Below are 20,237 nucleotides of genomic sequence, written 5' to 3' on the forward strand. Positions count from 1 at the left end.
CCCGCAAGCTCTTGCAGTCACAGGCGAAAGATCTTGCCGGGATTGAAGATGTCGTGCGGGTCGAGACCGGCCTTGATCGCCCGCATTGCCGGCAAGGCGGAGCCCAGTTCCTGCCGCAGATATCCGATCTTGCCCTGCCCTATCCCGTGTTCGCCGGTGCAGGTGCCCTCCATGGCAAGGGCGCGACCGTTGAGGCGCTCCAGGAAGGCTTCTGCCCGCTCGACATCGGCTGCGTCCTTGTCGTTGAAGAGCAGCAGAACGTGGAAATTCCCGTCACCGGCATGGCCGACGATCGGGGCAAGGAAGCCGTTCTCCTTGATGTCCGCCTGGGTCGCAGCCACGCATTCCGCGAGCCGCGAAATCGGAACGCAGACATCCGTGGAAAGGGCCGCAAGTTCCGGCGCAAGCGCCCGGCTTGCCCAGTATGCATTGTGCCGCGCCTTCCACAGCTGATTGCGCTCTTCCGCATTGGCGGTGTAGGCGAAAGGCCCACCACCGAACTCAGCCGCGATCTCACCGAACTGCGCAGCCTGCAGCGCAACCGTTTCCTCCGTGCCGTGAAATTCGACGAAGAGTGTCGGCTGCTCGGCATAGGAGAGCTTGGAATAGGCGTTGCAGGCGCGGATCTGCATTTCGTCGAGCAACTCGATGCGCGCAACAGGGATCCCCATCTGGATCGTCATGATGACCGCATTGCAGGCATCCTCCAGTGTCGGGAAGGCACAGACACCGCCGCTGATCTTGGCCGGGATACCCTGCAGCCGAAGCGTGACCGACGTGATGACCCCGAGCGTGCCTTCCGAGCCGACAAAGAGCCGCGTGAGGTCGTAGCCGGCGGAGGATTTGCGCGCCCGATGGGCTGTGCGAATTTCCTCGCCGTCAGCGGTTACGACCGTCAACGCCAGGACATTGTCCTTCATCGTGCCATAACGCACGGCATTGGTGCCCGAAGCACGCGTCGCGGTCATGCCGCCGAGCGAGGCATTGGCGCCTGGATCGATCGGAAAGAAGAGACCGGTGTCGCGTAGATAGGTATTGAGGTCTTCCCGCGTCACGCCCGGCTCGACCGTGCAATCGAGGTCTTCGGCATTCACCGAGAGGATCTTGTTCATCCGGCTGAAATCGACGGAAATGCCGCCGAACGGGGCATTCACCTGACCTTCGAGCGAGGAGCCGGTCCCAAATGGCACGATCGGCACCCGATGCTCCGCACAAAGGCGCACCACTTCCCGAACATCCTCGCTGCTTTCGACGAAGACGACGCCGTCGGGCAACTGCGACGGCAGATAAGTCGTGGTGTGACTGTGTTGCTCGCGGAAGGACTGACCGGTCTGGAAGCGCTCTCCGAAGCGATGCTTCAGAAGTGGCAGAACGGAGACGATACCCTCTTCGTTGCGTTTGCCGTCGATCACATCCTTGCGGGCCATCCGCGACCTCCCGAAATCCTGTCATAGCGCGCACCGGCGAACTGCCGATGCGCTCCTGCTATGGGATAGGGTTTGGAGATTGTCCAGCCGTCCGACGGGCAGAGGAGGAGCATATCGCCCCTCCCCGTCACTCGGCAGCAATCCGCGGCGGTGCACCGGCATCATTGGCAATCTTCAGCGTCGCATCCTCGAGCTCCGTCTTCAGACGTGCCTCCTCCTGTGCATGCGGCTTGCTGAAGCGGGCGAGCAGCAGATAGGCAACGGGCGTGATGTAGAGCGTGACAAGGGTCGCGATCCCGAGACCGCCGACGATCACCCAGCCGAGCGCGATGCGTGCTTCCGCACCCGCCCCTTGCGCCAGCACCAGGGGCACACCGCCGAGCACGGTCGCGATCATCGTCATCATGACAGGACGCAGGCGGATCGTGCAGGCCGTTTCGATCGCCTCACGCACAGACAGTCCGCGATCGCGCAGCTGATTGGCGAATTCCACGATCAGGATGCCATTCTTCGCCATCACGCCGACCAAGAGAACGAGACCGATCTGGCTGTAGACGTTGAGCGTAGAGCCGGTGATGACGAGCGCGAAGACCGCGCAGGCGAGCCCGAGCGGCACGGTCGCCATGATGATCAGCGAGGACACCACACTTTCGAACTGCGCGGCGAGCACCAGGAAGATGATCGCAATCGCAAAGCCGAAGGTCAGCGCCATCCCATAACTGTTTTCCTCCAGCGTGGCCGCCTCAGCCAGCGGCATGAGACGCGAGCCGGGCGGCAAAAGTGGCTCCGCCAACTGAGTCACCAGCTCGACGGCATCGCCGAGCGCCACGCCGTCAGCAAGACCGGCTGAGAAGGAGACCGACGCCAGCTGCTGCTCGCGATTGAGCGTTGGCGCGACCGCCTTTTCCTCAAGCGATGCGATCGACGACATCGGCACGACCCGGCCGTCGGAGGTCGTCAGGAAGATGTTCTCGAGATCCGTCGGATCGTTGATCGGTGTCGTGCTGGACACCAGGCGGACCGGGATCGAATTGCCGTCGACAAACACGTCCGTGACCGAGCGTCCCTCCAGCAGCGCCTGCAGGGAGGTTCCGATCGCGCCGATATCGATCCCGAGATCGGACGCCCGCTCGCGGTCGATCGTCACCGAAATCTGCGCCTGAGTTGGCTCGTTGTCGATCCGCGGGGTCTGGAATTCCGGACGATCGCGCATCTGCTCGACCATGGCCAGCACAGCCTCGGTCAGCCGCTCATGACTGGCTCCGACCATGGCCATCTGCAGGCCACTGCCGGCGCCACGGATCCTCAAACTGTTCGTCTGGAAGACATTGCCGCGAAGCGCCGGCACCTTGGCGGCGGCCGCATTGACGTCCTGAACGATCTCGTCCTGCGATCGCTCGCGTTCCGACCAGGGGGCGAGCGTCATGACCATGAAGGCGCTGTTGGAAGAGCCCTGGCCCGAAATCGAGAAGATGTTCTGGATCTCGCCATTGTCCCGCAAGGGCTGAAGGTTCTCCTCGACCCGCTGCAACTGGTCACGGGTATAGGCGAGGCTCGATCCCTGCGGTGTCGTGAGCCGCATCAGGACGACCGAGCGGTCCTCGCGTGGCGTGATCTCGCTCTGGATCATCGTGAATGCGAGGTAGGCGGCGCCCGAAAACATGCCGGCCACGACAACCACGATCAGCGGGTTGCCAAGGCAGGCGCGCAGGCTGCGGCCATAGAAGCTTGCAAACCGCTTGCCGAAGGCGCCCAGCAGTCCTTTTTTCTCCTCGCTCTGGCGTGAGAGCATGCGCGACGCCATCATCGGGCAGAGCGTGAGTGCCGTGATCGAGGACAGGAGAACTGCAAACGCAAGCACGAAGCCGAATTCGCGGAAGAGACCGCCAAGCTGCCCCGGCAGGAAGGAAAGCGGAATGAAGACCGCGGCAAGCGTCGCCGTCGTCGCGAGAACCGCGAAGAAGACTTCCTGCGTGCCGAGCACGGCAGCCGCCCGAGGCCCCATGCCCTCGGCGCGTCGACGCACGATGTTCTCGAGCACCACGATCGCATCATCGACGACGAGACCGGTGGCGAGAACAATCGCGAGCAGCGTCAAGATGTTGATCGAGAAGCCGACGAGATAGATCGCAACCAAGGTCCCGATCAGCGCAACCGGCATGGTGAGCGCCGGGATCAGCGTCGCCCGCCAGTCGCGGAGGAAGAGGTAAAGCACGACCAGCACGATGATGGCGGAGAGGCCCAGCGCGATCTCCACCTCGTGCAGCGCGCCCTGGATGAACACGGCGTCGTCGCTGGTGACAATCACCCGTGTGCCCTCGGGCAGAGCACTCGCCATGGCATCGACAGCCGCATGGACGCCGGCCGAGATGTTCAGCGTATTCGACTGAGCCTGGCGGATGATGCCGAGACCGACACCCTGTACGCCGTTCGATCGGAGCGACGTCGAGCCGTCATCCGGTCCGAGCGTAACTGTCGCGACATCGCGCAAACGCACGCGTTCGCCGATCAATACATTCTCGAAATCCTCGACCGTCGTGAGGTTCGCCGTGGCACGGACGACAATATCCTGCGTCTGCGATTCCAGTGTGCCGGCGGGCACGTCGAGCGACGCGCTCTGCAATTCCGTGGCAAGATCGGCAACGCTCAGGCCCCGGCTCGCCAAAGCCGCCTGGTTCACGTCGATCCGGAAAACCTTTTCCTGATCGCCATAGATCTGAACATCGGCCACGCCTTCGACCGCCGCCAGGCGGTCGGAGATCTCGTTCTCGACCAGCAGCGTCAGGTCTTCCATGGAAAGCGTGCTGGAGGTGACGCCGAGGCGCATGATCGGTTGGGAATCCGAATCGGCCTTCACGATGCGCGGCTCGTCCGCATCATCCGGAAGCTGATTGCGCACCCGCGCGAGCGCATCCCGAACGTCGTTGGCAGCCACGGCGAGGTCGACATTGTCGCCGAATTCAAGCGTGGTCCGGCTATCCCCGAACGATGAGCGCGACGACATGGACTTGAGGCCGCTCACCCGGGCGACGGCCCCTTCGATGATGCGGGTCACCTCCTGGTCCATGGTCTGAGCGGATGCACCGTCATAGTCGGTGCTGACGGTGATCACCGGCTGGTCGACATCGGGCAATTCGCGGATTTCGATGCCGGCCAGGGCTGCCAGACCGGCAACGACAAGAAGTGTATTGAGCACCGCAGCCAGCACCGGCCGGCGGACGAACAGTGCGGTAAAGCTGCGGCCGGACTGTTCGGAACCGTTCTCTGTCGCGCTCATCGTGTGGCGACCTCCTCGGTACCGGCCCGATCGCCACCCGCGACCTCGACCGCGCCGCCTTCACGCACCCGCTGCAGTCCTTCGACCGCGACCACGTCGCCTTCCGTCAAAGAGGAGTCGACGAGGATCTGGTCGGAATTGCGCTGGACAATGGTGACGCGGGTCTTCACGGATTTGTTATCAATGATTTGCCAGACGAAAGAGCCTTCGCCATCCCATTGAACCGCAAGCGGGTTCACGGCCGCATACTGGTCGCCGGGGAATCGCATGACGACATTGAAGGACATGCCGGCGCGCAGCACATCGTCGGGATTGTCGATCTTCGCACGAATGCGGATCGTGCGGCTCGCCTCGTCAACTCGGTTGTCGACGGCCTCGACGCTGCCTTTGAACACCTGGCCGGGACGCGAAACGGAGCTCGCCTCGACCGCCATGCCGGGGGTTACGGCGGCTGCGAAACGCTCGGGCGCCCAGAAATCCACCAGAAGCTGGCTGCGGTTGTCGAGCGAGACGATGGCGGTCGTGTTCGTCACGTTGTCGCCTATGCTGACGCCGACGATCCCGATCGTGCCGTCGATCGGCGCCACGATGTCGCGACGTTTCAGATTGAGCTCGGCGGTCGTCAGCTGCAGCTGCGCCTGTTCCTCGGCAATCTGTGCGTCGAGAACGTCGAGGCGCGAGAAGCTCTGCAGGTTGCGATAGGACTCGGCCTTTTCCTTGGCGCTTCGCAGCGCAACGGCTGCCTGATCGCGCAGGATCACCTGCTCTTCGCGGTCGAGGCGGGCGATGATGTCGCCCCTTTTCACCTTCTGGCCTGAGGAGACCAGGATTTCCGCGATGGTACCGGAAGCCTGCGGCATGACGGTCACGGCCTCGATGGCCTCGCCGTCACCGATCGCGCTCAGCCGGTCATTGACCACGCCGATCGTCACCGGCTGGGTCGCTACAAGGATGTTCTGATTGCCGCCGCGGCGACCGCCCTGCCCTTGCCCCTGTCCCTGCCCTTGTCCTTGTACAGCGCCCTGAGCCGACTGACCCTGGGCCTGCTGTCCCTCGCCGTCAGGCTGACCCGAGACGAGAGCCACCACCGATTGCGGCACGCCCATGGACACGAGCGTCTGCCCCGCTCCCGGAGAAAAATAGACCCAGGAACAGAGGGCAACGAAAATTAGGGCAATACTGATGGCGAGTTGCTTCCAAAGCGGCATGCAGGGCTCCGAAATGTCGAACTGGATGATGTCGGTTAAGTATCGGGCGCAAACCCCAAGTGGCAATGGCAGAACGCCAAGCTTACTGATTTGTAATCTCGCGTCTTTTCACGCCACCGTGATCTCGGCCCGGCTGCATGCAAAGGAAAGTCTCAGGCGGCGAGCTTAGCACATCCCGTCAGACACGCGCCTGGAAATCCGTGCGCAACACGGCGCAAGGAATAAAACCAGAACGCCGTCACTGGCCTTTCCGACCCGAATCACTACATTGGGCCGCATGAGTAACGGTTTCGACGACATTCCCTTCTTCGACGAAGAGCCCGCGCCGCGCAAGCCGGCTGGATCTCCTGCCCCCGCGGCTGGCACGCCTGCCGCCGGAGGACTGGGCATTGCCGCCCGCGCCATGGCCGCCCGTGACCAGGCTCGCGCGCCCGATTACCTCTCCGGCTTGAACCCGGAACAGCGAGAAGCCGTCGAAACCATCGATGGTCCGGTCCTCGTGCTTGCGGGCGCCGGCACAGGCAAGACGCGCGTTCTCACCACCCGCATCGCCCACATCCTGGCAACCGGCAAGGCCTTTCCGAGCCAGATCCTGGCGGTGACCTTCACCAACAAGGCAGCGCGCGAGATGAGGGAGCGCATCGGCCATCTGGTCGGCGGTGCCGTCGAAGGCATGCCCTGGCTCGGCACCTTCCACTCGATCGGCGTGAAGCTTCTGCGCCGGCATGCCGAACTGGTGGGCCTCTCCTCCGACTTCACCATTCTCGATACCGATGATGTCGTGCGCCTGATCAAGCAGATCATCCAGGCCGAGGGTCTCGACGACAAACGCTGGCCGGCCAAGCAGTTCGCCCAGATGATCGATGGCTGGAAGAACAAGGGCCTCGACCCCGCGCAAATCCCGGAAGGTGACGCCCGCGCCTTTGCCAATGGCAAGGGCCGCGAACTCTATGTCGCCTACCAGAACCGCCTGAAGACCCTGAATGCCTGCGATTTCGGCGATCTGCTGCTGCATCCGATCCGCATGTTCAAGGCGAACCCGGACGTGCTCAAGGAGTATCACCAGCGCTTCAAATACGTGCTGGTCGACGAGTATCAGGACACCAACACCGCGCAGTATATGTGGCTGAGGCTGCTTGCCCAACGTCCCCCGGGCGTGCCGCAGAATGTTTGCTGCGTCGGCGATGACGACCAGTCGATCTATGGCTGGCGCGGTGCCGAGGTCGACAACATCCTGCGCTTCGAGAAGGATTTCCCGGGCGCCAAGGTCATCAAGCTGGAGCGCAACTACCGCTCGACCGAACACATCCTCGGCGCCGCCGGTCATCTCATTGCCCACAACGAAGGCCGCCTCGGCAAGACCCTGTTTACCGACCGCGTCGACCCGAACGACGGCAAGGTCGTCGTCCATGCTGCCTGGGATTCGGAAGAGGAAGCCCGCGCCGTCGGCGAAGAGATCGAGCAGCTGCAGCGTCAGCAGCATCCCTTGAACAACATGGCGATCCTGGTCCGCGCCTCCTTCCAGATGCGCGAGTTCGAAGACCGCTTCGTCACGCTCGGCCTGAACTACCGCGTCATCGGCGGCCCTCGCTTCTACGAGCGCCTCGAAATTCGCGATGCCATGGCCTACTTCCGCCTCGTCTGCCAGCCGGCCGACGACCTCGCCTTCGAGCGCATCGTCAACACGCCGAAGCGCGGCCTCGGCGACACCACGATCCGCAACCTGCACGACTATGCCCGCGCCCGCGACATCCCGATGCTCGCGGCAGCCGCCGACATCATCGAGACCGACGAATTGAAGCCGAAGGCGCGCAAGGCGCTTTTCGACGTCGTTACCGACTTCCGCCGCTGGCAGTCGCTTCTCGAAAACACGCCCCATACCGAACTTGCCGAGCAGATCCTCGACGAGAGCGGCTACACGGCCATGTGGCAGAACGACAAGTCTGCAGAAGCGCCGGGACGGCTGGAAAACCTGAAGGAACTCATCCGCTCGATGGAGGCCTTCGAGAGCCTGCGCGGCTTCCTCGAACATGTCTCGCTGGTCATGGATGCCGAGACCAACGAAAACCTCGATGCCGTCTCGATCATGACGCTGCACTCGGCCAAGGGACTGGAATTCGAGACCGTCTTCCTGCCGGGCTGGGAAGAAGGCCTATTCCCCCATCAGCGGGCGCTGGATGAAGGCGGCCGCTCTGGCCTCGAAGAAGAGCGTCGCCTCGCCTATGTCGGCATCACCCGCGCCAAGCGCCGCTGCCACATCTGGTTCGTCTCCAACCGCCGCATTCATGGCCTCTGGCAGTCGACCATGCCCTCGCGCTTCCTCGACGAACTGCCGCCGGCGCATGTCGAGGTCGCCGAAGCCGAGACCTCCTATGGCGGCTATGGTCGCAACCCCTATGGGCAGTCCCGCTTCGACAAGCAGGAGCCCTTCCAGAACAGCTATTCCACGCCGGGCTGGAAACGCGCCCAGGCGAACAAGACGGATGCCACGCGCGACAACTGGGGCACTCGCTCAGGCCATGCTGTCGAGCGCATCGGCTATGGCGAAAGTGGGCCCCGTGCCAAGACGATCGAGGGTGAACTGGTCGCCAAGTCGACGACGTCGGAACCCTCGCGCTTCTCTGTCGGCGACCGCGTCTTCCACCTGAAGTTCGGCAATGGCAACATCGCCTCGATCGAAGGCAACAAGCTGACGATCGATTTCGACCGCGCCGGCCAGAAACGGGTGCTGGATGGGTTCGTGGAAAAGGCCGGCTGATCGGCCTTTTCGCTTCTCGTAAGGATCAGGCCGCCGAATGCACTTCTTCGGCGGCGAAGGCGAGCTGCCAGTGACGCCGGCAGAGCGAGGTATAGGTCTCGTTGCCGCCGATCAACACCTGTGCCCCGTCCCGCTGCGCCTTGCCGTCCTCACCCATGCGCACGACCATCGTCGCTTTGCGGCCGCAGTGGCAGATCGAACGCGCCTCGGTCAGTTCATCGGCGATGGCAAGCAGCGCCTTGGAACCGGGAAAGAGCTCCCCGCGAAAATCGGTGCGCAATCCATAGGCCATGACGGGTATGTCGAGCACATCGACGATCCGGGCGAGCTGCCAGACCTGGTCGGTGGTCATGAACTGCGCCTCGTCGACGAAGACACAGGACAGCGGCGAGGCTTCATGATCGGCCTTGATGGCGGAGAAAAGATCCTCATCGTGGCCGAAGGCCTCCGCTTCCGCCTTCAAGCCGATGCGGGAGCCGATGAAGCCCTTGCCTGCTCGATTGTCGAGCGCGCTGATCAGCGTGGCAACCCGCATACCGCGTTCGCGGTAGTTATAGGCGGCCTGCAGCAACAGCGTCGACTTGCCGGCATTCATGGTGGCATAGATGAAATGAAGTTTGGCCAAGGCGTCGCTGCTCGAAAACTGTGTTCGTGATCGGCAACGTTCTAAAGGACGCCAGCCCCGCGGGACAACCGCCACAAGACTTTGCCAACAGGCAATTGCACCGACTGCCGCAAAAACGGCGCCCTCAGGCCGGCACAGCCGCCGCCGCCATTCGCTGCCCGCTGATCTCCTTCACCAGCTCCTTGATCACGTCCATGACGGCGCGGACACGAGGCACATGACGCAGCCGCTCATCCGTGACGAGCCACACCTCGGCGGCAGGAGGCACCGGCGGGCGGAAACAGAAAACCAGTTCCGGATCTCCGGCCGCCACGAAGTCGGAGTAGAAGCCGACGCCGACGCCATTCCTGACGCTGGTGAAGACGGCGGGCACCGAGTTGTGCCGGAGCAACACCTCTGCCGGGAAGTTCTTCGTTGCCCAATCGAAGATCGGGCGGCCGCGGACATGGGCATCGATGCCAATTATGGCGTGGCCGGCCAGGTCTTCGACGCATCTTGGGACGCCGTGGCGAAGGCTGTAGGACCGCGAGCAGTAGAGGCTCCAGTAGTCCTCGATCAGACGAACCCCCACCAGACCCGCTTGAGTGGGGGCGGGTGACGCCCGCAGCGCCACATCGGCCTCGCCACCAACCAAGTCGCGCAGGACATTGGTCGTATCCACTTCGAGCTTCACACCGGGATGCCTTTGCCTCAGGCGCTCGATCAACCGCGGCAGCACGAAGGAGCCCAGCACCTCATTGGTCGTGAAGCGGACGGTACCGGAGATCTCGCGGGAAAGGCTGTCGACGGCACCGGAAAACGCATCGACGGCATGGCGCACGGCCTCTGCGGGTGCGAGAAGAAGTGCCCCCGCCTCGGTCAAAAAATAGCCAGTTCGCCGCTTGTCGAAGAGCTCCACCTGAAGCGCGTCCTCGAGCGCCGCTATGCGCCGCGAAACCGTGCTCTGGCTGACCCGCAACATCTTGGATGCGGCAAGCGTCGTCCCCGTCTCGGCGACTGCCAGCATGTAGCGCAAGTCATCAAAGTTCAACGATGCGGTCACGTTATGCAAATCCGGTGATTGTCGCGGCAAAAACGGTGTTTGAAGCGGAAACGCTGACAATCTACACGCTTTTCATCGCCCACGATACATGTCCGCGGGCTTCCAATACGCACTCAAAACCTAGATCAGCAAGGAGTAAAGCCATGCGCGAAGCGCTTGTGCCAGCCGGCACCCGTATTCTCAATTCTTTCAACAAGGAGACTTTCGTTTTCACTCATCCTTATGAGGATACGATCTCCAGCCGCATGGACGTCGTCCTCGGCAAAGGCGGATCCGGCGGCGGCAATGCCGTCGCCCATATTCATCCGGAGACGGACGAGATCTTCACCGTCAACAGCGGCCAAGTCATGGTGATGATCGACGGACAGGAACACTACGCCTCGGAAGGCCAGTCGATCACCGTGCCGAAAGGCGCCAGCCATTTCTTCCGCAATGTCTTCGACGGAGACACGCATCTGACGGTCACTTTTGTGACCGCGCAACAGCATCTGCGTTTCTTCCTGAACCTTGCGCGCTGGACGTCCGAGCAGCCGGACTACTTCAAGCCGGATGGTTCGGTAAAGCTCTTGCCGATTGCGCTAGGGTTGAACGCGTTCCGCGACCACCTCTATATCTCAGGCACGCCTGTGGTGGTTCAGAAACTGCTATTCGCCGCGCTCGCGCCCATCGCACGGATCATGGGCTATCGCCTCGCCGTCGCTCCGCGCAGCGCGTCCCGGCACGTCGACCTGGAACACGAGGGCAGTCTTGTCTCAGGTCTTTGAGGCTCAGCCCTGGGCTGCTTCTTCGCGGTGCAGCCACATCAGCTCGACCTGGACGGCCGCCTGGAAGTCCATGATCTCGGCACGCATCTCGTCTTCGGGGCAGCCGAGTTCAAGGAGTTCGTTGCCGAGCCTGCGGCAGGTCATCTTCCAGAATTCGGTGGCCGCATAGCCATTCAGGCGATCGAGGTCGATCGCGGAACGGCGCACCAGGTCCCGGCGGCTCGCAAGCGGAAAGAAGGCGATGGCCGTCGGATTGGTCTGGCCGTTCATGGCTTGGCTACTCATGCGAAACATCCTCACGTTACGGCATGTGTGTAGAATCACATGGTTAACGTTCCGTTTCGCGCCAAGACCGGACACGCCGAAGTGTGCCGAAAGTGAACCCGCCCACAGCGGTGGGCGGGTTCGATTGTGGGTCGCGACCGTCAGTCCGGAAGCGTATAGGCGATGACATAATCGCCTGGTGTGGTGCCGACGGAGCCGTGTCCACCGGCCACCATCACGACATACTGCTTGCCGTTGTCGAGCGCGTAGGTCATCGGGGTCGCCTGGCCTCCGGCCGGCAGTCGGCTCTCCCAGAGCTGCTCACCCGTCGTCAGGTTATAAGCCCGCAGGTAGTTGTCGACGGCGGCACCGAGGAAGGCGACGCCACCCTTGGTGATCATCGGACCACCGATACCGGGTACGCCGACCTTGAACGGCAGCGGCAGCGGCGTCATGTCGTAGACCGTGCCATTGCGCTTCTGATAGGCGATCTGACCGGTTCTCAGATCGACGCCCGCAATCGTGCCCCACGGCGGCGCCTGGCAGGGAATGCCGAGCGGCGACAAGAAGGGGCCCATGACGACGCCGTAAGGCGCGCCCTCATTGCGGTTCAGCCCCTGCTCCGAACCCGTGGCACCCTCTTCCTTCGGCGGGATTTCCGAGCGCGGAACGAGCTTCGAGGTGAAGGCCAAATAGGTCGGCATGCCGAACATCACCTGCCGCTCAGGATCAACCGCGACCGAGCCCCAGTTGAACGTCCCGAAATTGCCGGGATAGACCAGCGTGCCTTCGAGAGAAGGCGGCGTGTACTGGCCCTCGTATTTCAGCTGGTGGAACTGGATGCGGCACATCATCTGGTCGATGATCGTCAGACCCCACATGTTGCTTTCGGTCATCGTCTGCGGACGGAAGGTAAGGTCCGAGATCGGCTGCGTCGGCGATGTGAAGTCTTCCGGGATCGCACCGCCAGGGGCCTCGATCTCGCGCACCGGGATGATCGGTTCACCAGTCCGGCGATCGAGAACATAGATGTCACCCTGCTTCGTCGGGCCGACAAGGGCCGGCGTCTGTTCGCCATTCTCGTTGGTCAGATCGAGCAGCACCGGCTGGGCGGGCACGTCCATGTCCCAGAGGTCGTGGTGCACGGTCTGACGTACCCAGCGATCCTGTCCGGTATTGATGTCGAGCGCGACGATCGAGGAGGAATACTTCTCCACACTTTCGCTGCGTCCCATGCCGAGCTGGTCGGGAACCTGATTGCCGAGCGGGATGTAGACGAGACCGAGCGCCTCATCGACCGAGAAGATCGACCAGCTGTTCGGCGAGTTCGCCGTATAGGTCTCGTCGGGGCCGATCGGCGCCGTTTCGGTCGGGTTGCCGCTGTCCCAGTTCCAGACGAGTTCGCCGGTATCGACGTCGAAGGCGCGAATGACGCCCGACGGCGACTGGGTCGAGTAGTTGTCGTTGACGGCGCCGCCGATGATGATCTTGCCGGCAGCAATGACCGGCGGAGAAGTCGAGTAGTAGTAGCCGGCCGGGTTGTACGGCATGTTCTGCTCGAGCCGCAGCGTGCCACCGTCCGCGAAGCTCTCGCAGATGGCACCCGTGTCGGCGTCGAGTGCGATGAGACGGGCATCCGACGTCGGCAGGTAGACCCGTTCTGCGCAAACCGTGCCTTCCGTGGCGGCCGGGTCCCGGTAATAGGTCACACCGCGGCACGTCTGGTGCTGGCGGTCGGGCTCAAGACCCGCATTGGGATCGTATTTCCACTTTTCCTGGCCGGTCTCGGCATCAACAGCGATCGCCCAGTTGTGGGGCGTGCAGAGGTAAAGCGTGTCGTCCACCTTGAGCGGCGTGACCTGATAGGTCGTCTCGCCCACATCTTCCGGCAGCTTCACGTCACCCGTCTGGTAGGTCCAGGCGATCTTCAAGTCCTGCACGTTGTCCGTGTCGATCTGCGTGAGCGGCGAGTAGCGCTGACCGTACGGCGTGCGGCCATACTGATGCCAGTCGCTGTCGGGCACATCGCCGCCGAGCTCGGGAGCTGCGGCCACCTGCTCGGTCGGAAGCGAGCCATTGCGGTCATAGGAGTCGGTGAAGAGCGAGATGAGAGCAACGATCGTCGCGATTACGACCGGCACGGCAAGCGGCAGAAGCCCTGCCGCCACACGGAGCCGACGATCGGCCGGGCCAAGCCGGCGACGGATGGCAGGCAGCATCAGCCAGAGGCCGAGAACGACGATCAGCCCGCCTCGCGGACCAAGCTGCCACCAGTCGAGCCCGACTTCGGAGACGGCCCAAATGAGGCTGCCGAGAATGAAGAGGCCATAAAGCCAAAGCGCCTCGACCCGGCGCAGGAAAAGCAGCAGAGCCGTGCCGAGAAAGACGAGCCCGGCGATCAGGAAGTATGGGCTGCCGCCGAGCAGCACGAGCTGAGCGCCACCGACGCCGAGCACAAGGCCCAACACGCCGAAGATGACAGCGGTGATAGTGAGAAACATACCGATTCCAATCGTATTGCGAGATGGAAAGTCCGTCCCGCGCCATCAGGATCGCGGGAACAACCACGAGGGCCGAACGTGGCAAAAGCGTGATTGTTCCATTTTCACATCCGGCGTCGAAATCCAGCGAAATGGCCTTGATCCCGAAGCGCTCGATTGCCATCTTGCGCCGCACAAGAGAGGACGTGCGATCATGACCAAGGCTCTGCTGCTCATCGACATCCAGAATGGCTTCTGCCCCGGCGGAAACCTGCCGGTCGCCGAGGGCGATGCGGTCGTGCCTGTCGCGAACCGTCTGATGGCAAGCGGCGCCTACGATCTCATCGTCGCCTCCCAGGACTGGCATCCAGCCAATCACGGCAGTTTCGCCTCCCAGCATCCGGGCAAGAAACCCTTCGACATGGGTGAGCTGTCCGGGCAGCCTCAGGTCATGTGGCCGGACCACTGCGTGCAGGAAACGGCAGACGCCGACTTCCATCCGGATCTAGACACCACCAGGATCGACTTCGTGCAGCGCAAGGGCGAGAACCCCCTTGTCGACAGCTACTCCGCCTTCCGCGACAACGACAAGGCTGCGCTGACGGGCCTCGCCGAGTGGCTGAAGAACAAGGACGTCACCGAACTCGACATCATGGGGCTCGCGACCGATTACTGCGTCAAATTCTCAGGACTGGATGCCGTCGACATGCTGCCCGGCGTCAAGGTCCGCGTGATCGAGGACGGCTGCCGCGGAATCGATCCTGAGGGCGTTAAGGAGGCGATGGACGCTATGCGCGCAGCCGGTGTCGAGATGGTCGACAGCAGCCGAATCGGTTTCTGAGGAAGTTTCTGCAAAGGATTCGTGCGATTGCCTTTTTTCTCGGCAAGCGCTAGAGCCGAGCCAACGAGAAGACAGGGAGGACGCCGGTCATGGAAATCGTAACCACGATCGCCGCTTTGCGACAGAAGCTCGCGCCCCGCCGCCGTGCCGGCCAGACGATCGGCTTTGTGCCCACGATGGGTTATCTGCATCAGGGGCACCTGAGCCTTGTCGGACGCGCCAAGTCTGAAAACGACGTGACCGTCGTCTCGATCTTCGTCAATCCGCTGCAATTCGGAAAGAACGAGGATCTCGAAAAGTATCCGCGCGACCTCGCCCGCGACAGCGCCATGCTGGAAGAGGCAGGCACCGACATTCTCTTCGCACCCGGTGTCGAGGACATGTATCCCGAGCCCATGCAGACGGTGGTCGACCTGCCGAAGTTGGGCTCCGAACTCGAAGGCGAGGCTCGCCCCGGCCATTTCGCCGGTGTCGCGACCGTAGTCACCAAGCTCTTCAACATTGTTCAGCCGGACAGCGCCTATTTCGGCGAGAAGGACTATCAGCAGGTCACGATCATCCAGAAGATGGTCGAGGATCTGGCGCAGCCCGTTCGCGTCGTGCCGGTTGCAACCGTCCGGGAAGCCGATGGCCTCGCCTGCTCGTCGCGCAATGTCTATCTCTCGCCCGAGGAGCGCGCCGCTGCCGTGATCGTCCCCAAGACGCTGGCCGAAGCCGAGCACCTGTTGCTGACCGGGATCCGCGATGTCGCGACCCTGGAAGCCAAGCTGATCGAGTTCCTGCGAAGCGAACCCCTGGCCGAACCGGAAGTCGTCGCCATTCGCCACCCACGCACACTGGAGCGGATCGAGACGGTCAATGAGACCGCGCTGGTTCTTCTCTATGTGCGTTTCGGCAAGACCAAACTTCTCGACAACCGCATCATCGGCCAAGCGGCCGCCACCGGCATGGAGGCCGCCTGACATGAGCACACCACCCCGCCAGAAGCGTTTCACTCCAGCCGACATCACGGCCCTTAAGGGCGTCCGGCCGATCGTCTCGCTGACCGCCTATACGACGCCGATCGCCCGCATTCTGGACCGCCATTGCGACCTGCTGCTGGTCGGCGACAGCCTGGGCATGGTGCTTTACGGCATGGACACGACCGTCGGCGTCACCATGGACATGATGGTGGCCCACGGCCAGGCGACCATGCGCGGCGCAACCCGCGCCTGCGTCATCGTTGATCTGCCCTTCGGCTCTTATCAGGAGAGCAAGGAGCAGGCCTTCCGCAACGCCGTGCGCCTGATGAAGGAAACCGGCTGCGACGGCGTGAAGCTCGAGGGCGGCGCGGAAATGGCCGAAACCGTCGACTTTCTCGTCTCGCGCGGTGTGCCGGTCTTCGGCCATATCGGCCTGATGCCGCAGCAGGTGAACACCTCGGGCGGCTACCGCTCCAAGGGCCACAGCGAAGCCGAGCAAGACAAGATCCGCCGCGATGCCAAGGCGATCGATGAAGCCGGCGCCTTTGCCATGGTCATCGAGGGAACCGTCGAGCCGCTGGCGCGTGAGATTTCGGCCACGGTGAAGGCAGCAACCATCGGCATCGGCGCGTCGCCGGCCTGCGACGGTCAGATCCTGGTCTCGGACGACATGCTGGGCCTGTTCAACGAATTCAAGCCGCGCTTCGTGAAGCATTACAGCGAACTGGCCGACGTCATCGACAAGGCCGCCAGCGACTATGCCGCCGAGGTCAAGGACCGCGTCTTCCCGGGCCAGGAGCACACGTTCCAAATCCGGCCGAAGAAGTAGTCACGCCTCGGGCAAACGCTCCATTTCGTAGAATGCGTCGTTGATCTGATCGACCTGCCGGGCAAGCAGTGCCTGGGCATCCCGAAGGCCCTTGTTGTAGAAGTGCGGCCCGATCAGCCGCGCCACGAGGTCGACGAGCGATTCGATCTCGAAGCGACCCAAATCGACTTCTGCCTCGTCGGACAGGTGACGCTGGACCCTGAGCAACAGCCGCTCCTTGTCCTCGCGACTGATAAGATCCTTCTCCATCTACCCTTCCCTCCAGGCCGGATGCAACTTTTCGACAAGACTGAGATCCTGGCCGGATGGCAATCCCATGCATCAACACCGATGGTCGTTCCATCAGCGGAATTGGTTTGTCGGACATGCCGACAGCGGTTAGCCAACGGTTGAACGTGAGAACTTACAGCATGTCCCGATCAGACTTCACCGAAGGCGCACTCAAAGCCCTTCCCATGATCATATCTGCCGGCCCCTTCGCCGTCTTGTTCGGCGCTGTCGCGGTGGCGAACGGCCAGACGGTCGCCGAAGCTGCCCTGATGAGCGCCACGGTCTATGCGGGCGCAAGCCAGCTCGTCGGCATCGAGCTCTTCGGGCAGTCGGTGCCGATGTGGGTCGTCGTGTTGTCCATCCTCGCGGTGAACTTCCGCCACATCCTCTATTCGGCGGCAATCACGCCGTTCATGGATCACTTCACCCTACCCCAGAAGCTCCTGAGCTTCTTCCTGCTGACCGACCCGCAATTCGCCGAAACGCTGGCGCGCGGCGAGAGTGGCCGCAGCGTTTCCTTCCCATGGTATCTTGGCTTCGGCGCGATGATCTACGTGCCTTGGGTGGCACTGACCGCGGTCGGCGGACTTGTCGGCAAGGCCATGGGTGACCCGGCAGACTGGGGCATCGACGTGCTCCTGCCGATCTACTTCCTTGGCCTCGTGCTCGGCTTCCGCAAACGCAGCAATTTCCTGCTGATCGTGATCGTCAGCGCCGTGGTGTCCGTGGTGGCGCAGCACCTGATCGGCTCTCCGTGGCACATCAGCGTCGGCGCTCTGGCAGGCGTCCTCCTGGCGGCTCTATTGCCACCACCGCAGCAGACCGGGCCCGAGGAGGCGACACGATGACCACCCTCCTTACACCTTACATGACGCTGTTGATCGCGGCCGCGGCCGCAGCCACGTTCGTCACCCGTATCGGCGGCTACATCCTGGTGAAGCGGCTGAAACAGATGCCGCCGCGGCTGGAAGCAGCCTTGAATGCGGTACCGGCCGCGGTTCTGACGACACTCGTCGCGCCCGCCTTCTTCTACGGCGAAATCGACGTGAAGGTCGCCATGGTGGCGGCCTTCCTGATCGGTTTGCGCTATCCGCCAATCCCGATGCTGATCGGCGGCTGGGCCGCCGTCATGCTGATGCGCCAGTTCCTCGGATGACCTTTAGCGCCTGAAGGGCGCCGTTGCCTGTTCCAGCCACTGGCGGGTCGCGGCGTCCGAGATGAGCGGAGAGAGCTCTTCCCGGGTCTTCGCATGATAGGCATCGAGCCATTGCAGCTCGTCACGCGTCAGCAGGTCCTCGACGATCAGATTGCGGTCGATCGGCACGAAGGTCAGCGTTTCGAAGCCGAGCATCGGCTGGTCGCCGCCCTCGATCGGTTCTGCCTCGCGCACATAGATCAGGTTCTCGATCCGGATGCCGAAGCTGCCCGGACGGTAATAGCCGGGCTCATTCGACAGGATCATGCCGGGCAGAAGTTCCTGCGTCGAAAGCCGGGCAATGCGCTGCGGGCCTTCGTGAACCGAGAGATAGGAGCCGACGCCGTGGCCCGTGCCATGGGCAAAATCGGCACCGGCCTTCCACAGCGCGATGCGCGCCAACGGATCGAGATCGCATCCGCGCGTGCCCTTGGGGAAACGCGCCGTGCTGATCGCAATCATGCCCTTCAGTGCAAGCGTGAAGAAGCGTTTCTGTTCGTCGGACACCGCGCCGACGGCAAGTGTGCGCGTGATGTCCGTGGTGCCGTTCACATATTGTGCGCCGGAATCGATGAGGAACATCTCGCCGGAGCGGATCTGCCGATCGCTCTCCGTCGTCACGCGGTAATGCATGATCGCCGCATTCTCGCCGGCACCGGAGATGGTGTCGAAGGAGATGTCTTTGAGCGGATTCTGCATCCGCTCGCCAACGGCGGCGCGTACCGCTTCCAGCTTCCGGGCGGCCGCGATTTCGGTCAGGCTGCCATGCGGCTGTTCGTCGAACCAGTGCAGGAACTCGACCATGGCTACACCATCCTGAAGATGAGCGGCAGCCGACCCGTTGAGCTCCACCATATTCTTGACCGCGCGGCCGAGCTTTGCCGGGTCATTGCCTTCGACCACGTCGCCGCCGCTCTCCCGGATCATGCGCGACAGGGCATGAGGAGCCAGATCGGGATCGACCAGAATGCGGGCGCCATCGCGCGCCACGCGCGCCAGTCGCTCCGGTAAGACTGCGGGGTCCACCTGTTCACAGAGATCGCGGAGGTAATTCTCGACCTCGAGATTGGTCTTGGCGCTGTCGAGAAAGAGCTCGGCCGAGCCATCCGACTTGATGATCGCGCGCGACAGCGGATGCGGTGTATGCGGCACGTCATTGCCGCGCAGATTGAAAATCCAGGCGACCGAGGATGGATCGGAGATCAGGACGGCCGCGAGATTCTTCTCAGAAAGATCGGCAGCGATCTTCTTCAGCTTGTCGGCAGCCGAGGCACCCGCATGATTGAGCGACTGGATCATCACCGCGCCCTTCGGCTCCGCCGGGCGGTCCGTCCACAAACGGTCGACGGGGTTGAAGGGCAGCATGACCAGGCTTCCGCCCTTGTCGGCCAGCGCCTTTTCCAGCCGCCGGACTTCAGCGCCGGTATGCATCCAGGGGTCAATGCCGAGACGAAAGCCCTTCGGCGCCCGGTTCTCGATCCATTTGTGCGGCGGCTCGCCGACCAGATCGCCGCCGGTGAAGACTTCCGGGTCCACCTGCTGGGCAAGCTGCGTCACATAGCGGCCGTCGACGAAAACGACGGCCAGTGCTTCCGTGACCATCAACATGCCTGCCGAGCCGGTAAAGCCCGTTGCCCAGGCAAGCCGTTCGGCCGACTCCGGTACGTATTCGCCAAGATACTCGTCCGAGCGCGGGACGAGCAGCCCATCGATGCCGAGTTCGCCAAGCAGCGCACGCAGCGCTGCGATTCTCGACTTGCCGTGATGCGGCGTAGACTTGACGTCAAAGGACTGAAACATGGATTGGCCTGCGCTGGTTGCTGAATCTGTGTTCTCTTATAGCAAGGCGTCAACGCCCTCACCACCACCGGCGCATCGTTCCAGGGCAATTGCCGATCATCTAAATCAGATATGCCGCAATTTCAGGCAACCCTTATGTTGCTATGCAACAAGCGCAGGCCTCCCGTGCTTCAAGCCCTCTGACTGAACGTATCGGATCCGACTATATCAGGATCATCGATGACGCAGAGTGATGCGTCCGAAACCGAAAAGGAACCGAGAGATGGCCAAGTCTTTCCTGCGTACTGCCCTGAACAATCTTGTTGAGGCACGCCAGCGCCGTGCCGATCTCTATGCCACGGGCGCCCTGCTGTCGCTTGACGACGCATCGCTGGCCGCCATGGGTCTGACACGCGACGAACTGCGTCGCCGCCCGCATCAGCGCTCGATCATCTGATCAGCGGCGGTCGGATACGACCACAAACCTAGCATCCGCTTGAGCGCTCCTCCCACGCT

Annotated in this window: 17 protein-coding genes; 8 read left to right on the forward strand and 9 right to left on the reverse strand. The window is 62.7% G+C overall.

The features are described from left to right. Positions 1–17: 17 nt before the first annotated feature. The 3 genes from M1E12_RS09825 to M1E12_RS09835 form a co-directional block, all read right to left on the reverse strand. Positions 18–1,427 carry an FAD-binding oxidoreductase gene (locus M1E12_RS09825; protein WP_479564565.1) on the reverse strand — a complete coding sequence of 470 codons (1,410 nt, stop codon included), beginning with the start codon at positions 1,425–1,427 and terminating at the stop codon, positions 18–20. A 127-nt stretch (positions 1,428–1,554) separates the two neighbouring features. After that, positions 1,555–4,704, reverse strand: coding sequence for an efflux RND transporter permease subunit (locus tag M1E12_RS09830; RefSeq protein ID WP_479564566.1), 3,150 nt, complete (start codon positions 4,702–4,704; stop codon positions 1,555–1,557). Then, positions 4,701–5,912 (reverse strand): efflux RND transporter periplasmic adaptor subunit, encoded by a 1,212-nt coding sequence (locus M1E12_RS09835; protein ID WP_479564567.1) that lies wholly within the window; start codon positions 5,910–5,912, stop codon positions 4,701–4,703. The genes M1E12_RS09830 and M1E12_RS09835 overlap by 4 nt, the downstream gene beginning before the upstream one ends. 277 nt (positions 5,913–6,189) lie before the next feature. Here M1E12_RS09835 and M1E12_RS09840 point away from each other — a divergent pair, with 277 nt between their 5' ends. Further along, on the forward strand, positions 6,190–8,670 hold the full coding sequence (locus M1E12_RS09840; protein WP_479564568.1) for an ATP-dependent helicase: 2,481 nt from the start codon (positions 6,190–6,192) through the stop codon (positions 8,668–8,670). A 25-nt stretch (positions 8,671–8,695) separates the two neighbouring features. On the opposite strand, the gene M1E12_RS09845 is transcribed toward M1E12_RS09840, so the two are convergent. Both M1E12_RS09845 and M1E12_RS09850 read right to left on the reverse strand, forming a co-directional pair. After that, complete coding sequence (locus M1E12_RS09845; RefSeq protein ID WP_479564569.1) at positions 8,696–9,295, reverse strand: thymidine kinase; 600 nt, start codon at positions 9,293–9,295, stop codon at positions 8,696–8,698. Positions 9,296–9,419: 124 nt separating this feature from the next. Further along, positions 9,420–10,337 (reverse strand): LysR family transcriptional regulator, encoded by a 918-nt coding sequence (locus M1E12_RS09850; protein ID WP_479564570.1) that lies wholly within the window; start codon positions 10,335–10,337, stop codon positions 9,420–9,422. Positions 10,338–10,480: 143 nt separating this feature from the next. Between M1E12_RS09850 and M1E12_RS09855 the strand changes: the two genes are divergently transcribed. Continuing rightward, positions 10,481–11,101 carry a cupin domain-containing protein gene (locus M1E12_RS09855; RefSeq protein ID WP_479564571.1) on the forward strand — a complete coding sequence of 207 codons (621 nt, stop codon included), beginning with the start codon at positions 10,481–10,483 and terminating at the stop codon, positions 11,099–11,101. A 3-nt stretch (positions 11,102–11,104) separates the two neighbouring features. Here the strand turns inward: M1E12_RS09855 and M1E12_RS09860 are convergent, their stop codons facing one another. Next, on the reverse strand, positions 11,105–11,386 hold the full coding sequence (locus tag M1E12_RS09860; RefSeq protein ID WP_479564572.1) for a DUF6074 family protein: 282 nt from the start codon (positions 11,384–11,386) through the stop codon (positions 11,105–11,107). 140 nt (positions 11,387–11,526) lie between these two features. Then, a complete protein-coding gene (locus M1E12_RS09865) occupies positions 11,527–13,866 on the reverse strand; it encodes a glucose/quinate/shikimate family membrane-bound PQQ-dependent dehydrogenase (RefSeq protein WP_479564573.1) in 2,340 nt (779 codons plus the stop codon). A gap of 193 nt (positions 13,867–14,059) precedes the next feature. On the opposite strand from M1E12_RS09865, the gene pncA reads away from it, so the two are divergent. The 3 genes from pncA to panB all read left to right on the forward strand — a co-directional run bounded on the left by pncA (position 14,060) and on the right by panB (position 16,477). Further along, a complete protein-coding gene (gene pncA / locus M1E12_RS09870) occupies positions 14,060–14,686 on the forward strand; it encodes a bifunctional nicotinamidase/pyrazinamidase (RefSeq protein ID WP_479564574.1) in 627 nt (208 codons plus the stop codon). 89 nt (positions 14,687–14,775) lie between these two features. Beyond that, entirely contained in the window at positions 14,776–15,648 is an 873-nt protein-coding gene (gene panC / locus M1E12_RS09875; RefSeq protein ID WP_479564575.1) for a pantoate--beta-alanine ligase, read from the forward strand. A gap of 1 nt (position 15,649) precedes the next feature. Then, the gene (panB, locus tag M1E12_RS09880) at positions 15,650–16,477 is read left to right on the forward strand and encodes a 3-methyl-2-oxobutanoate hydroxymethyltransferase (protein WP_479564576.1); all 828 of its coding nucleotides are present in this window, start codon (positions 15,650–15,652) and stop codon (positions 16,475–16,477) included. Here panB and M1E12_RS09885 read toward each other — a convergent pair whose 3' ends face one another. Continuing rightward, the gene (locus tag M1E12_RS09885) at positions 16,478–16,726 is read right to left on the reverse strand and encodes a DUF2164 domain-containing protein (protein ID WP_479564577.1); all 249 of its coding nucleotides are present in this window, start codon (positions 16,724–16,726) and stop codon (positions 16,478–16,480) included. 161 nt (positions 16,727–16,887) lie between these two features. On the opposite strand from M1E12_RS09885, the gene M1E12_RS09890 reads away from it, so the two are divergent. Both M1E12_RS09890 and M1E12_RS09895 read left to right on the forward strand, forming a co-directional pair. Further along, positions 16,888–17,595 carry an AzlC family ABC transporter permease gene (locus M1E12_RS09890; RefSeq protein WP_479564578.1) on the forward strand — a complete coding sequence of 236 codons (708 nt, stop codon included), beginning with the start codon at positions 16,888–16,890 and terminating at the stop codon, positions 17,593–17,595. Then, positions 17,592–17,903, forward strand: coding sequence for an AzlD family protein (locus tag M1E12_RS09895; RefSeq protein ID WP_113460826.1), 312 nt, complete (start codon positions 17,592–17,594; stop codon positions 17,901–17,903). The genes M1E12_RS09890 and M1E12_RS09895 overlap by 4 nt, the downstream gene beginning before the upstream one ends. 3 nt (positions 17,904–17,906) lie before the next feature. Here the strand turns inward: M1E12_RS09895 and M1E12_RS09900 are convergent, their stop codons facing one another. Next, the gene (locus tag M1E12_RS09900) at positions 17,907–19,742 is read right to left on the reverse strand and encodes an aminopeptidase P family protein (RefSeq protein WP_479564579.1); all 1,836 of its coding nucleotides are present in this window, start codon (positions 19,740–19,742) and stop codon (positions 17,907–17,909) included. 262 nt (positions 19,743–20,004) lie between these two features. Here M1E12_RS09900 and M1E12_RS09905 point away from each other — a divergent pair, with 262 nt between their 5' ends. Further along, positions 20,005–20,178 carry a hypothetical protein gene (locus M1E12_RS09905; RefSeq protein WP_168801322.1) on the forward strand — a complete coding sequence of 58 codons (174 nt, stop codon included), beginning with the start codon at positions 20,005–20,007 and terminating at the stop codon, positions 20,176–20,178. Positions 20,179–20,237 lie beyond the last annotated feature (59 nt).

The organism is Rhizobium sp. K33, assembly GCF_056501445.1.

Bases quoted from the DNA above. Each gene is read 5' to 3' on its own strand.
- M1E12_RS09825 (WP_479564565.1), bottom strand. From the start codon at position 1,427: ATGGCCCGCAAGGATGTGATCGACGGCAAACGCAACGAAGAGGGTATC.
- M1E12_RS09890 (WP_479564578.1), top strand. From the start codon at position 16,888: ATGTCCCGATCAGACTTCACCGAAGGCGCACTCAAAGCCCTTCCCATG.
- M1E12_RS09855 (WP_479564571.1), top strand. From the start codon at position 10,481: ATGCGCGAAGCGCTTGTGCCAGCCGGCACCCGTATTCTCAATTCTTTC.
- M1E12_RS09905 (WP_168801322.1), top strand. From the start codon at position 20,005: ATGGCCAAGTCTTTCCTGCGTACTGCCCTGAACAATCTTGTTGAGGCA.
- M1E12_RS09835 (WP_479564567.1), bottom strand. From the start codon at position 5,912: ATGCCGCTTTGGAAGCAACTCGCCATCAGTATTGCCCTAATTTTCGTT.
- pncA (WP_479564574.1), top strand. From the start codon at position 14,060: ATGACCAAGGCTCTGCTGCTCATCGACATCCAGAATGGCTTCTGCCCC.
- M1E12_RS09900 (WP_479564579.1), bottom strand. From the start codon at position 19,742: ATGTTTCAGTCCTTTGACGTCAAGTCTACGCCGCATCACGGCAAGTCG.
- M1E12_RS09840 (WP_479564568.1), top strand. From the start codon at position 6,190: ATGAGTAACGGTTTCGACGACATTCCCTTCTTCGACGAAGAGCCCGCG.
- panC (WP_479564575.1), top strand. From the start codon at position 14,776: ATGGAAATCGTAACCACGATCGCCGCTTTGCGACAGAAGCTCGCGCCC.
- M1E12_RS09830 (WP_479564566.1), bottom strand. From the start codon at position 4,704: ATGAGCGCGACAGAGAACGGTTCCGAACAGTCCGGCCGCAGCTTTACC.
- M1E12_RS09885 (WP_479564577.1), bottom strand. From the start codon at position 16,726: ATGGAGAAGGATCTTATCAGTCGCGAGGACAAGGAGCGGCTGTTGCTC.
- M1E12_RS09865 (WP_479564573.1), bottom strand. From the start codon at position 13,866: ATGTTTCTCACTATCACCGCTGTCATCTTCGGCGTGTTGGGCCTTGTG.
- panB (WP_479564576.1), top strand. From the start codon at position 15,650: ATGAGCACACCACCCCGCCAGAAGCGTTTCACTCCAGCCGACATCACG.
- M1E12_RS09860 (WP_479564572.1), bottom strand. From the start codon at position 11,386: ATGAGTAGCCAAGCCATGAACGGCCAGACCAATCCGACGGCCATCGCC.
- M1E12_RS09895 (WP_113460826.1), top strand. From the start codon at position 17,592: ATGACCACCCTCCTTACACCTTACATGACGCTGTTGATCGCGGCCGCG.